This is a genomic window from Kitasatospora sp. NPDC059571 (genome assembly GCF_042735675.1).
In the GTDB taxonomy this organism is placed as follows: domain Bacteria; phylum Actinomycetota; class Actinomycetes; order Streptomycetales; family Streptomycetaceae; genus Kitasatospora.
This window is the reverse complement of the sequence record NZ_JBHWBW010000186.1, coordinates 1-13,653: the sequence shown is the minus strand read 5'-3', so window position 1 is coordinate 13,653 and position 13,653 is coordinate 1. Positions and strand designations below refer to the sequence as shown.

The following is a 13,653-nucleotide window of genomic DNA, read 5'->3' as shown; positions in this document are numbered from 1 at the left end:
GCCCGGGCCTACTCGGCGGGAGCGGTCCGCCCCGGAAGGCCGTGGAACGGGCGGGCGTAGGAGGTGAGGTAGCGGGCGGTCGGGCTGCCGACGCCGGTGACCGCGTCATAGCCCTCGGTCGCGGCCAGCGAGGTGTCGTGGCCCATCGTCCGCAGCGAGACCACGGTGCCGCCGGCGGCGTCGACCCCGTTGGCGAAGTCGACCCGGACCTGGGCGAGTTCCGTCCCCGCGCCGAGCGGGTGGTCGGTGACGTCGTGGAACGCGCCGCTGCGGTAGCGGTCGTAGACGGTGGGATTGGCGAAGCCGATCGGCGACCCCTTGGCCTGCTGGGCGAGGGCCTGCAGCGCCGCGATCACCGGGCAGGCGAGGCTGGTGCCGCCGATCCGGTACTCCGCGTACCGCACCGTCCCGTCGGGGAAGGCCTGCGTCTGGCCGACCAGGAAGCCGGTGTTGGGGTCGGCGACGGCGGCGATGTCCGGCACCACCCGGTTGCGCCCGCCGTTCGCCCCGGCCAGTGCCGCCGGCACCACGCCCCGCTGGTAGGGCGGCTGCGGGAAGCGGGCACTGGTGCCGCCCCCGGCGCCGCCGTTGAAGGCGCCGGGCAGGTCGACCCAGCTCGTGCCGTCCGCGGACAGCACCGACTTCAGCGTCCCCCAGCCGGTCTCGAACCGGTACCCGCCGTCCTGCCGCAGCGCCAGCGAGGTGCCGCCGACCGCGGTCGCCCACGGCAGCGACGCCGGCATGTCGGTCTGCTTGGTGCCGCTGTTGTCGAGCTCGTCGCCGTCGTCGCCGCTGGAGAAGTACAAGCCGATCCCGGTGGCCGCGCCGCGCTGGAAGAGCTGCTGGTAGACCCGGTCGAACGCCGGGTCGGAGGCGTTCTCCGGCTCGCCCCAGGAGTTGGAGACGATGTCCGCCAGGTGCCGGTCGACGACCCGGTCGAGGGCGTCGATCAGGTCCTGGTCGTAGCAGGAGGCGGCCCCTACGTACGCGATGTCCGCGGCCGGTGCCACCGCGTGGACCGCCTCGATGTCCAGGGTCTGCTCCCCGTACCAGCCGGCGGCGCCGCAGCCCTCCGGATCCACCGACGGGTCGGCGGTGTGCGTCCACACCGCCGGGTCGAACCGCAGCAACTGGTCCCTGCCGTACGGCGCGTCACCGTGCCCCGCGGCATAGCGGGTCACGTCGTCGCCGATCGTCGGCGAGTCGTACGCGTCGACCACCGCGACCGTCACCCCGCTGCCCGTCAGGCCCGTCGATGCCGCCCCGTACGCGCCGCGCAGCGCGGCCCCGTCCAGCCCCTTGATCACGTACGGCCGCACCGCACCGTACGCCGCCGGGGTGCCGGCGGCCGGGCGGGCGCCGAAGAAGTCCGAGAACGGACCGGAGTTGGCGAAGGCGCCGCCGGGGCCGGGCAGGGTGTCCCGTCGGCCCCCCGAGCCCGGGGAGACCCGGCTCGGCGACGTGGTCAGACCGGTCACGCTGAGCACGTCCTCGGCCAGCCCGGCGGGCACGCTCACCTCACCCGCCGGGGCCCGGTACGTCCGGCCGTCCCGCGCGTACTCGTGCAGCGCCGTCCCGAAGGCCCGCTGCGCCCCCGCCGCGTCGCCCTGCACCGCGAGGTAGTGGCCGGTCTCCGCGACGACCCGCAGCCCCGCCGACGCGAGCCACTCCCGGACCCGTCCGTGCTGCTCCTCGCCCGACCCGAAGCGCGCCTCCAGCGCGGCCGCGGTGAGGTAGGCGCCGTAGGAGCGGGACGAGGGGTCGGAGACCTGCCGCGCGTACTCCTCCAGCCCGCGCCGGTCCCGGCCGGCCAGGTAGACGCGGGCGGTCACCGGCGACGAAGCGGCCGCCTCGCCGCGGTCCGCCGACGGCTGCGCCCAGGCGGGCCGGGAGTTCGGGACGACCGCGCGGCCCCGGCGCGGGGCCGGCGTGTCCGCCCGGGCCGGGACGGCGCCGGCCGCGGCGAGCAGCGGGAGGAGGACGGCCAGGGCGGCCGCCCGGCCTCTGGAACAGGAACTGCGGATGCGCATGGAGCCCTTCCCGGTCGGCATTCCGGGACCGGGTCGCACGGGTCCGGCGGGCGTCGCGACGACCGCGCCGGCCGTGGCGTCCTGCTGCCGCCACCACGCGGGCGCACCCGGCCGCACGGGACCCGCGGCGTGCGGGGATCACACCGTAGCCCGCAGGTCACGCCCCTCGGGTGCAGCGTTCTGACGGGTCGTCGGGATCCATCCGCGTGGCCTAGGGCGGCGTCCTGCGGGCGGCCGGACGCCGGCTCAGCCGACGTCCCACAGGAAGCGGTGGGTGTGGATGCCGAAGTACGGGAAGGACTGCACCTGCCGGACCCCCTCGATCGGCCGGACCACGTCGTTGACGAAGTCCAGCAGCTCCCGCGGGCCCGGGCAGACCACCTCGGCGAACAGGTCGAAGCCGCCGGAGGTCAGCACCGAGTACACCACCTCGCCGTGTCGGGCCAGCTCGTCGGCGACCGCCCGCGGATCGCCGTCCACGCCGACGCCGAGCAGCGCCATCGCCTGCCCGCCCATGCCCATCGGGTCGGTCACCCCGACCACCTGGACGGCCTTGGAGTCCAGCAGGCGCTGGAGGCGCTGGCGCGCCGCCGAGGCGGACAGCCCGACCCGGGGGCCGAGGTCGGCGTACGCGATCCGGCCGTCGCTCTGCAGTTCCCGCAGGATCGCGCGGTCGATGTCGTCCACGGTGTACGTCCTCCCTCGGCCCGGGTCGCCGGAAGCCTACCGGCCCGCCGTCAGCCCGCCAGGTGGGCGAGCGCGGCGGCGAACACGTCGGTGTGCGCGTCCACGTCCTCGACGGTGGTCGCCGGGCACATCAGCGCCATGTTGTGGAACGGGGTCAGCAGGATGCCGCGGTTGGCCAGGTAGAGGTGCAGGTAGTCCTCCAGCTCGGGGTCGGCGACGGCCGCGGACTCCGTGCCGGTGCGCGGCGCCGGGTCGGCGAAGCGGTACTCGGTCCGCGCGCCCAGCCGGCTCACCGACCACGGCAGCCGGTGCGCGTCGATGCCGGCCCGCACGCCCGACTCGAACCGCTCGGAGAGCTTGTCCATCCGCTCGAACGCCTCCTCGGTGAGCACGTGCTCCAGGGTGGCGCGCATCGCGGCCACCGACAGCGCGTTGCCGGCCAGCGTGCCGCCGACGCCGCCCATGTCCACCAGGTCCAGGTCGCTGCGGCCCAGCAGCCGGTCCGCCAGCTCGGCGGAGAGCCCGTACGCGCCGGCCGGGATGCCGCCGCCGATGGCCTTGCCGATGGTCACCATGTCCGGCTCCAGGTCCCAGGCCGCGGTGCAGCCGCCGGGGCCGGCCGAGAAGGTGTGCGTCTCGTCGTTGATGAGCAGCACGCCGTGACGGCGGGTCAGCTCCCGTACGCCCGCCAGGTAGCCGGGCTCGGGCAGCACGATGCCGATGTTGGTCAGTGCGGGCTCCATCAGCACGGCGGCGACGTCGCCGTGCGCCAGCTCGCGCTCCAGCTGCTCCAGGTCGTTGAACTCGGCGACCCGGCTGGTGAGCGTCACGTCGCAGGGCGCGCCCACGTTGCCGGGCCGGGCCGCGCCCCGGCCGTCCGGGCCGACCACGATCAGCGACTCGTCGACGCTGCCGTGGTAGCTGTAGCTGTTCACCAGGATCTTCGGGCGGCCGGTGACCGCCCGGGCCAGCCGGATCGCCCAGCGGTTGGCGTCGGTGGCGGTCAGCGAGAAGCTCCAGCGGGCCAGCCCGAAGCGGCGGGTCAGCTCGGCGCCCACCCACTCCGCGTCCTCGGTCGGCAGCATCGCGGTCGCACCGCCCAGCTCGGTGAAGCGCCGCTGGACCGCCTCGGCCACCACCGCGGGGGAGTGGCCGGCCATCGCGCCGGTGTCGCCCAGGCAGAAGTCGATGTACTCGTGCCCGTCGATGTCGGTGATCCGCGCGCCCTGCGCCGTGCCCAGGTACCGCGGGAAGGCGCCGGCGGTCTTGTTCATCCAGGTCATCGGGACCCGGCCGAAGAGGTGGTCGGCGCGCTCGTAGGCGGCCTTCGAGCGCGGGTTGCGGCGCTCCGCCTCGGCGCTTTCACGGGCGAGGAGATGCTGCAGGCGGGCGCGGTCCATGGGGTGCCTCACTTCGGCGGGTGGCGGGGGTGAAACGACGGTACGTGCCGATCCGCGGCCGCCACAAGCTCAAACGATCGATTCAATTGTTTAAGCAATCGATTCGAGCGTCGGACCGGCCTTCACCGCCGTACGGCGTCCAACGCCAGCAGTGCCACGTGCAGCGACAGACAGGACTCCACCTGGTCCAGGTCCACCCCCAGCACCCGCTCCACCTTGTGAAGGCGGTCGTAGAACGACGGCCGCGACAGGTGCGCCGCATCGGCCGCCGCCGACTTGTTGCGGCCCTGCTCCAGATAGATCCGCAGCATCTGCACCAGCTGCCCGCCGTGCTCCGCGTCGTACGCCAGCAGCGGCCCCAGCTCCCGCTCCACGTACGTCTGCAGCCGCTCGTCGTCCCGCAGCAGGTGAAGCAGGCCGCGCAGCCGCACGTCCGGCAGCCGGTAGTACGCCGCGGCCCGCGCACCCGGCGCGTCGTGCAGCGCGGCGTCCGCCACCTGGGTGGCCTCCAGCAGGGTGCGCCGCGCGTCGCGCACCGAGCCCACCGAGGAGCCGACCGCGATCACCGGCTCCGGCGCGGGCGCCGCGGCGTCCCGCGCCCCGTCCGCGACCAGCTTGCGCAGCGCCGCCGCGAACGCGTCCAACGCGGTGTGCTCGTCCTGCTGCGAGCCGAGCGCGATCAGCACCCCCACACCCTCGTCGTCCAGCGCGCCGACCAGCGCCGACAGCCGGCAGCTGCGCACCGCGCCCGCGGCCAGCTCGGTGAAGTCCCGCAGCCGCGCCTGCGCCTCCAGCGCCGCAGGCACCGGCCCGCGCCGCTGCCGCAGCACCATCCCCACCAGCCGCCGGCTCTCCAGCGGCACGCCCAGCGCCTGCGCCCGCAGCGCCACCTCGCTCACCGTCAGCGCATGGGTGAGGATGCCCGACAGCAGGGTGCGGTGGGTCTGCCGCTCCAGGCTCTCCCGGTCCCGGACGACCAGCCGGTTCAGCGCCAGGGTCGCCGCACCGCGCTCCAGCATCATCGCGTGCGGGTGCGCCACCCCCTCCGGCAGCGGTCCCGGATCGCCGACCAGCACCAGCCGGCCCCAGTCCTGGCCGCGGGCACCGACCGCGGTGACCAGCCAGCCGGTCCGCGGCTCGTACCCGGTGCGGCCCGGCGGCCGCACCCCGCGCGAACGCGCCTCCCAGCCCTCCAGCAGCTCGGCCTCGGCCCGCCCGGCCGTCTCGTGCGCCAGCACCTGGTGGGAGAGGTTCTCCAGCACCACGGGCGCCCCGGCCAGCTGGGCCACCTGCCGGACCACCTCGGCCGGCTCGGCGCCCTCCACCGCCAGTTCGTTGAAGACCTGGTGCACCGCCTCGGAGGTGCGCAGCTGCTCCAGCTGCGCATTGACGACCAAGGCGTGCACCGCCTCGGTGACGGCGACGAAGCGCAGCTCGCGGCGGAGCGCGATCAGCGGCAGCCCGCGCTGCTCGGCGGCGTTCACCAGGGCGCGCGGCAGCGAGTCGAAGTACCGGCGGCCGTACTCGACCACCAGGCCGGCGGCCCCCACCTCGGCGAGGTCGTGCACGTAGCGGGCCAGCGCCTCGCGCTGGTCGGGCAGCGCGATGCCGGTGGTCAGCACCAGCTCCCCGCCCTGGAGCACGCCGGCGACGTCCGGCAGCTCGCTGACGTGCACCCAGCGGACGGGCCGCTCCAGGTGGTCCGCGCCGGCCAGTACCTGGGGCAGGCCGCGCCGCATCACGTCCAGATCGAGTACGCGGGCGACGGTGGGGAGCATCGCGGGCCTCCAGTGATCAGGGTGTAGGGAAATCTTGCCTCGCCGCGACGCACTGTCACCCGCTGCCAAGCCTTCCACCCTGTAAGCCCCTTGGTCCGGGCCCTGTCGGAGTGACCCTTGTCACCCGTCGGGCCCAACCGGCATCGTCAGCGAGTCGGTAGTGGCGAAATCCGAGAGCGCCGTCGGAATCCGTGGCGTAACCAGAAGGCAACAGCGGAATCCCTTGTGGAAGAAAACTGGGCCTGTCAGGATCGCGCAATCCCGGTGATCCGCCGCATCGGATCAACCCGTCTGCTATACGGCGACTCGACCAGTCGTCCGTCCGGTCACGGGAATCGCCGCCGCCCCGAGGCAGCATGGCGCCGACGGGCCCGCGCGCAGGACGCGGCGCCGAACCACCGGGCACATGGAGGAACCAGATGGACCTGACCAGCTTCGCCGCGGGCGCGCAGTACATCGGCGGCCGAGCCGTCGCCGGCACCGGCGACGAGCCCTTCCAGGTCGTCAACCCGGCCGACGGCAGCACCGTCCACGAGGTCGTCCTGGCCTCCACGGGCGACGTCGACGCGGCCGTCGCCGCCGCCCGCGCCGCCCTGCCCGGCTGGTCCGGCGCCACCCCCGGGGCCCGCTCCGAGGCGCTCGGCCGGCTGGCCGCCGTCCTCGCCGACCGGGCCGAGGAGTTCGCCCGCGTCGAGACCGCCCAGACCGGCAAGCCGATCAAGCTCTCCACCGAGTTCGACGTCCCCGGCACCATCGACAACACCGCCTTCTTCGCCGGCGCCGCCCGCAACCTGGAGGGCAAGGCCGCCGGCGAGTACTCCGGCGACCACACCTCCTACGTGCGCCGCGAGGCGATCGGCGTGGTCGGCTCCATCGCCCCGTGGAACTACCCGCTGCAGATGGCCGCCTGGAAGATCCTCCCGGCGATCGCGGCCGGCAACACCATCGTCCTCAAGCCCGCCGAGATCACCCCGCTGACCTCGCTGATGTTCGCCGCCGCCTGCACCGAGGCCGGCATCCCGGACGGCGTCGTCAACGTCGTCACCGGGGCCGGCCGCACCGCCGGCGAGCACCTGGTCTCCCACCCCGACGTCGCCATGGTGTCCTTCACCGGCTCCACCGCCGTCGGCAAGCGGGTCGCCGAACTCGCCACCGCCACCGTCAAGCGCACCCACCTGGAGCTCGGCGGCAAGGCCCCCTTCGTGGTCTTCGACGACGCCGACCTGGAGGCCGCCGTGCACGGCGCGGTCGCCGGCTCCCTCATCAACAGCGGCCAGGACTGCACCGCCGCCACCCGCGCCTACGTCCAGCGCCCGCTGTACGACGCCTTCGTGGCCGGTGTCGCCGACCTGTTCGCCGCCGTCCGGCTCGGCGACCCGCGCAACCCGCAGACCGACCTCGGCCCGCTGGTCTCCTTCGCCCACCGCGACCGGGTGGCCGGTTTCGTCGAGCGCGCCCGCTCCTACGCCACCGTCGTCACCGGCGGCCCGGCCGGCAGCAAGGGCCACGACGGCACCGACCTCACCCTCGGCGCCTACCACCTGCCCACCCTGATCACCGGCGCCGCCCAGGACAGCGAGGTCGTCCAGGGCGAGATCTTCGGCCCCGTCCTCGTCGTCCTGCCCTTCGACAGCGACGAGGAGGGCCTGCGGCTCGCCAACGACACCCCCTACGGCCTCGCCGCCTCCGCCTGGACCCGCGACGTCCACCGCTCGCTGCGCGCCACCCGCGAGATCGCGGCCGGCTGCGTCTGGGTGAACGACCACATCCCGATCATCAGCGAGATGCCCCACGGCGGCTACAAGTCCTCCGGCTACGGCAAGGACATGTCGCAGTACTCCCTCGACGAGTACACCCAGGTCAAGCACGTCATGTTCGACACCACGGCGGTCGCCCGCAAGGACTGGCACCGCACCATCTTCGGAGACCGATAACCCCATCGCTCTCCCCAGCGCCTCTCTTCCCCCCGGAGGGTGTCCCCGCATGGAGCTCCACGAGATCACCGACGGCCTGTCGGACCCGGTCCGCAAGGCCTGGGAACGCAGCCTGACCAGCGGCCGCGCCGCGCTCAGCCGCCGGATGCTGCTGCGCGCGGGTGCCCTCGCCGCCGGTGCTTCCACCCTCGCCGCATGCGGCATCCCCCCGGCGAAGGGCACCGCCGACGCGGCCGACCCCTCGGCCCGGGCGGCCGACGACAAGTCCGACACCGACAAGGTGGTCAACTTCTCCAACTGGCCGCTCTACATCGACGTCGACGACAAGGATCCGCAGAAGCACGCCTCGCTCGACGAGTTCACCGCGGCCACCGGCATCAAGGTCCGGTACCAGGAGGACATCAACGACAACGTCGAGTTCTTCGGCAAGGTCAAGCCCCAGCTCGCGGCCGGCCAGGACACCGGCCGCGACCTGATGGTCCTCACCGACTGGATGGTCGCCCGGCTGATCCGCCTCGGCTGGGTCCAGAAGCTCGACCAGGCCAACATCACCGACGCGATCACCAACCTGGAGGCCCGGTTCCGCGCCCCCGACTGGGACCCGGGCCGCCTCTACTCCTACCCCTGGGCCGGCATCCAGGTCGTCGTCGCCTACAACAAGAAGGCCACCAAGGGGAAGGCCGTCACCAGCGTCTCGCAGCTCCTCGACGACCCCGACCTCAAGGGCCGGGTCACCTTCCTGTCCGAGATGCGCGACACCATCGGCATGACCCTGCTCGACATGGGCAAGGACCCGGCGAAGTTCACCGCGGACGACTACAACGCCGCCATCGCCCGCCTCCAGAAGGGCGTCGATTCGCAGCAGATCCGCAAGTTCACCGGCAACGACTACGGCCAGGAGCTCTCCTCCGGCGACATCGCGGCCTGCCTCGCCTGGGGCGGCGACCTCATCCAGCTCCAGGCCGACAACCCCGACATCGCCTACGTCGTCCCCGAGCAGGGCTACGTCGCCTCCACCGACAACATGCTGATCCCGGCGAAGGCCCAGCACAAGAAGAACGCCGAACGGCTGATCAACTTCTACTACCAGCCGAAGGTCGCCGCCGAGCTGACCGCCGGCATCAGCTACGTCTCCCCGGTGACCGGCGCCAAGGACGAGCTCGCCAAGCTCGACCCCGAGGCCGCGCAGAACCCGCTCGTGATACCCACCCCGGAGATGGCGGCCAAGGTGCACACCTTCCGCTCCCTCACCGAGGCCGAGGAGACCGAGTTCGAGGACAAGTTCTCCAAGCTGATCGGCGCCTGAGCGCCCCCCGACCCGACGGCCCCGGACCGAAAGACCCCACGCCATGACTGACCAGGCGCCCGACACCGCGTCCACCGGCGGCGATGTCCGCCTCACCGGCATCAGCAAGACCTACGGCACGGCGACCGCCGTCCAGCCACTCGACCTGACCGTCCCCCAGGGCTCCTTCTTCGCCCTGCTCGGCGCGTCCGGCTGCGGCAAGACCACCACCCTCCGGATGATCGCCGGCCTGGAGGAGCCCACCACCGGCACCGTCCTCATCGGCGGCCAGGACGTCACCGCCCTGCCGCCCTACAAGCGGCCGGTCAACACCGTCTTCCAGAGCTACGCGCTCTTCCCGCACCTCGACATCTTCGAGAACGTCGCCTTCGGCCTGCGCCGCCGCGGCAAGAAGGACGTCAAGAAGCAGGTCGAGGACATGCTGGAGCTGGTCGAGCTCGGCCCGCTCGCCCGCCGCAAGCCGCACCAGCTCTCCGGCGGCCAGCAGCAGCGCGTCGCCGTCGCCCGCGCCCTGATCAACACCCCCCAGGTGCTCCTCCTCGACGAGCCCCTCGGCGCCCTCGACCTCAAGCTGCGCCGCCAGATGCAGCTGGAGCTCAAGCGCATCCAGACCGAGGTCGGCATCACCTTCGTCCACGTCACCCACGACCAGGAGGAGGCCATGACCATGGCCGACACCATCGCGGTGATGAACGCCGGACGCATCGAGCAGCTCGGCGCCCCCGCCGACCTGTACGAGAACCCCGCCACCACCTTCGTCGCCAACTTCCTCGGCCAGTCCAACCTCATCCCCGCCGAGGTCACCGGCACCTCCGGCGACGACCTCCAGCTCAGCGCCGGCGGCACCCGCCTCGCCGTCCCGAAGGCCCGCTGCGCCGCCGACGCCGGCAAGGTCTACCTCGGCGTGCGCCCCGAGAAGATCACCATCGCGCACGCCTCCGCCGACGCCCCCGAGGGCCGCAACCGGATCGACGGCACCGTCGTCGACTCCAGCTTCATCGGCGTCTCCACCCAGTACGTCGTGCGCACCACCACCGGCCAGGACCTCACCGTCTTCGAGCAGAACATGGAGCGCGACAGCCGCATCGTCCCCGGCGCGCCCGTCATGCTCCACTGGAACCCCGCCCACTCCTTCGGCATGGACGCCGCCCAGGCGATCGACGCCGGCACCGCGGAGGAGGACGCGTGACCGTCACCACCGAGGCCGCGCCCCCCGCGGAGGCCGCCGCACCGGCGAAGCCCGCCCGCACCCGGCGCAAGCTCACCCCGTACTGGCTGCTGCTCCCCGGCATCGCCTGGCTCGTCGTCTTCTTCGCGGTGCCGATGGTCTACCAGGCCTCCACCTCGCTGCAGACCGGCTCGCTCGAGCAGGGCTTCAAGGTCACCTGGCACTTCGCCACGTACTGGGACGCCTTCTCCGAGTACAAGTGGCACTTCGTGCGCTCCTTCGCGTACGCGGGCATCGCCACCGTGCTCTGCCTGGCCGTCGGCTACCCGCTCGCGTACACCATCGCCTTCAAGGCCAACCGGCGCTGGCGCAACGTCATCCTCATCCTGGTGATCGCCCCGTTCTTCACCAGCTTCCTGATCCGCACCCTCGCCTGGAAGACCATCCTCTCGGACGGCGGCCCGGTCGTCGGCGTGCTCAACACCCTGCACGTCCTCAACCTCACCGACGCCCTCGGCCTCACCAGCGGCCAGCGCGTCCTCGCCACCCCCCTCGCCGTGGTCTGCGGCCTCACCTACAACTTCCTGCCGTTCATGATCCTCCCGCTGTACACCTCGCTGGAGCGGATCGACCCCCGCCTCCACGAGGCCGCCGGCGACCTCTACGCCCGGCCCTTCACCACCTTCCGCAAGGTCACCTTCCCGATCTCGCTGCCCGGCGTCGTCGCCGGCACCCTGCTCACCTTCATCCCCGCCTCCGGCGACTACATCAACGCCCAGCTGCTGGGCTCGCCCAACGAGCAGATGGTCGGCAACGGCATCCAGAAGCAGTTCCTCAACGTGCTCGCCTACCCGACGGCCGCCGCGTTGAGCTTCATCCTGATGGCCCTGATCCTGGGCATGGTGACGGTCTACATGCGCAAGGCCGGAACGGAGGAGCTGGTCTGATGAACACCGTCCTCGGCTGGTTCCGCCGGAACCTCATCACCCTCGCGGGCGTCCTCGCGCTCGCCTACCTGATCCTGCCCAACCTCGTCGTCCTGGCCTTCTCGTTCAACAAGCCCGAGGGCAAGTTCAACTACGAGTGGTCCAAGTTCTCCACCGACGCCTGGACCAACCCCTGCGGCGTCGCCGACATGTGCGGCTCGCTCGGCCTCAGCCTGCAGATCGCCCTGCTCGCCACCCTCGGCGCCACGATCCTCGGCACCATGGTCGCCTTCGCGCTCGCCCGCCACCGCTTCCGCGGCCGGTCCGCCACCACGGCGCTGATCTTCCTGCCGATGGCCATGCCCGAGGTCGTCATGGCCGCCTCGCTCGGCACGCTCTTCCTCAACATGCGGATCCCGTTCGGCTTCGTCACCATCCTGATCGCGCACATCATGTTCTGCCTCAGCTTCGTGGTGACCGCCGTCAAGGCCCGCGTCATGAGCATGGACCCCCGTCTGGAACAGGCCGCCCAGGACCTCTACGCGACCCCCGCCCAGACCTTCCTCAAGATCACCCTGCCGCTCGCCGCCCCCGGCATCGCCGCCGGCGCGCTGCTCTCCTTCGCGCTCTCCTTCGACGACTTCATCATCACCCAGTTCAACTCGGGCCCTACCACCGTCACCTTCCCGATGTTCGTCTGGGGCGCCTCCCAGCGCGGCATCCCGGTCCAGGTCAATGTGATCGGTACCACGATGTTCGTCGCCGCGGTCCTCCTCACCGTCGCCGGCCAGTGGATGGGCAACCGCCGGAAGGCGCGCGCCTGATGACCCTCTACGGAACGTCCCCGTTCTACTGACCACCGCACCACCGACCCTCAGAAAGCGGCTGATACGGCATGGACTCCGCCCGTGCGCTCAGTGACGTCCGACCCACCCCGTTCTGGCTGGAGGACCCGGGCAGGCCCGAAGCACTGCCCGCCCTCGTCGGCGACACCACCTGCGACCTGCTGGTCGTCGGCGGCGGCTACTCCGGCCTGTGGACCGCGCTCATCGCCAAGGAGCGCGACCCCTCCCTCGACGTCGTCCTCGTCGAGGGGGCCGAGGTGGGCTGGGCGGCCTCCGGGCGCAACGGCGGATTCTGTGCCGCCAGCCTCACCCACGGCTTCGGCAACGGCCTCCAGCGCTGGCCCGCCGAACTCACCCGCCTCGAACAGCTCGGCCAGGAGAACCTCGCCGCCATCGAGACCGCCCTCAAGCGCCACGGCATCGACTGCGAATGGGAGCGCACCGGCGAGATCGACGTCGCCACCGAACCCCACCAGCTCGAAGAGCTCCACGAGGTCGCCGAGGCCGTCACCCGCCACGGCCTCGACATCACCGTCCTCGACGCCGACCAGCTCCGCCGCGAGGTCGACTCGCCGACCTTCCTCGGCGGCATCTGGGACCGCGACGGCGTCGCCATGCTCCACCCCGCCAAACTCGCCTGGGGCCTCAAGGACGCCTGCCTCGCCCAGGGCGTGCGCATCTTCGAACGCACCAAGGCCCTCGACCTCGCCGAGTCCGGCACCGGCATGGCCGTCCGCACCCCCTACGGCCGGGTCTTCGCCCGCAAGGTGGCCCTCGGCACCAACGTCTTCCCCTCCCTGCTCAAGCGCGTCCGCCCGTACATCGTCCCGGTGTACGACTACGCCCTGATGACCGAACCGCTCAGCGCCGACCAGCTCGCCGCCATCGGCTGGAAGGGCCGCCAGGGCCTCGGCGACAGCGCCAACCAGTTCCACTACTTCCGGCTCTCCGCCGACAACCGCATCCTCTGGGGCGGCTACGACGCCATCTACCACTACGGCGGCCGCGTCCGCGCCGAGCACGACCAGCGCCCGGAGACCTTCCGCACCCTCGCCCGGCAGTTCTTCGAGACCTTCCCCCAGCTCGAAGGCCTGCGCTTCACCCACGCCTGGGGCGGCGCCATCGACACCTGCACCCGCTTCTCCGCCTTCTTCGACACCGCCCACCGCGGCCGCGTCGCCTACGCCGCCGGCTTCACCGGCCTCGGCGTCGGCGCCACCCGCTTCGGCGCCGAGGTGATGCTCGACCTCCTCGCCGGCGAGCGCACCGAGCGCACCGAACTCGAGATGGTCCGCAAGAAGCCGCTGCCCTTCCCGCCCGAACCCGTCCGCTGGGCCGGAATCGAACTCACCCGCTGGTCCCTGGACCGCGCCGACCGCCACGGCGGCCGCCGCAACCTCTGGCTGCGCACCCTCGACCGCCTCGGCCTCGGCTTCGACAGCTGAACCCCGACCGCCCCGGTCGGCGCCCCCGCCCCCGCCGGGGCGGCCGCGGGGGTCGCCCCGGGGGGGGCCCCCCCCCCGGGGGCCGAGCCGGGAGCCGAGCCGCAGCAGGCCGTCCATCCGGCGGAAGCGGCGGG

10 protein-coding genes are annotated in these 13,653 nt (G+C 72.5%); 6 read left to right on the top strand and 4 right to left on the bottom strand.

The genetic code is table 11. The features are described 5' to 3' along the window. Positions 1 to 8 precede the first annotated feature (8 nt). The 4 genes from ACFV0G_RS21015 to ACFV0G_RS21000 all read right to left on the bottom strand — a co-directional run bounded on the left by ACFV0G_RS21015 (position 9) and on the right by ACFV0G_RS21000 (position 5,895). The gene (locus ACFV0G_RS21015; protein WP_380549793.1) at positions 9 to 2,030 is read right to left on the bottom strand and encodes a protease pro-enzyme activation domain-containing protein; all 2,022 of its coding nucleotides are present in this window, start codon (positions 2,028 to 2,030) and stop codon (positions 9 to 11) included. Positions 2,031 to 2,276: 246 nt separating this feature from the next. After that, positions 2,277 to 2,717, bottom strand: coding sequence for an Lrp/AsnC family transcriptional regulator (locus tag ACFV0G_RS21010; RefSeq protein ID WP_380549790.1), 441 nt, complete (start codon positions 2,715 to 2,717; stop codon positions 2,277 to 2,279). Between the two features lie 50 nt (positions 2,718 to 2,767). Next, on the bottom strand, positions 2,768 to 4,117 hold the full coding sequence (locus ACFV0G_RS21005) for a transaminase (RefSeq protein ID WP_380549787.1): 1,350 nt from the start codon (positions 4,115 to 4,117) through the stop codon (positions 2,768 to 2,770). A 122-nt stretch (positions 4,118 to 4,239) separates the two neighbouring features. After that, complete coding sequence (locus tag ACFV0G_RS21000) at positions 4,240 to 5,895, bottom strand: PucR family transcriptional regulator (protein ID WP_380549784.1); 1,656 nt, start codon at positions 5,893 to 5,895, stop codon at positions 4,240 to 4,242. Between the two features lie 419 nt (positions 5,896 to 6,314). On the opposite strand from ACFV0G_RS21000, the gene ACFV0G_RS20995 reads away from it, so the two are divergent. The 6 genes from ACFV0G_RS20995 (at position 6,315) to ACFV0G_RS20970 (ending at position 13,519) form a co-directional block, all read left to right on the top strand. Then, entirely contained in the window at positions 6,315 to 7,829 is a 1,515-nt protein-coding gene (locus tag ACFV0G_RS20995; RefSeq protein WP_380549781.1) for a gamma-aminobutyraldehyde dehydrogenase, read from the top strand. A gap of 49 nt (positions 7,830 to 7,878) precedes the next feature. Next, positions 7,879 to 9,135 (top strand): spermidine/putrescine ABC transporter substrate-binding protein, encoded by a 1,257-nt coding sequence (locus ACFV0G_RS20990; RefSeq protein ID WP_380549778.1) that lies wholly within the window; start codon positions 7,879 to 7,881, stop codon positions 9,133 to 9,135. Positions 9,136 to 9,178: 43 nt separating this feature from the next. After that, positions 9,179 to 10,324, top strand: coding sequence for an ABC transporter ATP-binding protein (locus ACFV0G_RS20985; RefSeq protein ID WP_380549775.1), 1,146 nt, complete (start codon positions 9,179 to 9,181; stop codon positions 10,322 to 10,324). Continuing rightward, entirely contained in the window at positions 10,321 to 11,250 is a 930-nt protein-coding gene (locus ACFV0G_RS20980) for an ABC transporter permease (RefSeq protein WP_380549772.1), read from the top strand. Before ACFV0G_RS20985 ends, ACFV0G_RS20980 begins: the two co-directional genes overlap by 4 nt. Then, on the top strand, positions 11,250 to 12,053 hold the full coding sequence (locus tag ACFV0G_RS20975) for an ABC transporter permease (protein ID WP_380549769.1): 804 nt from the start codon (positions 11,250 to 11,252) through the stop codon (positions 12,051 to 12,053). Before ACFV0G_RS20980 ends, ACFV0G_RS20975 begins: the two co-directional genes overlap by 1 nt. Before the next feature lie 71 nt (positions 12,054 to 12,124). Continuing rightward, complete coding sequence (locus ACFV0G_RS20970; RefSeq protein WP_380549766.1) at positions 12,125 to 13,519, top strand: NAD(P)/FAD-dependent oxidoreductase; 1,395 nt, start codon at positions 12,125 to 12,127, stop codon at positions 13,517 to 13,519. Positions 13,520 to 13,653 lie beyond the last annotated feature (134 nt).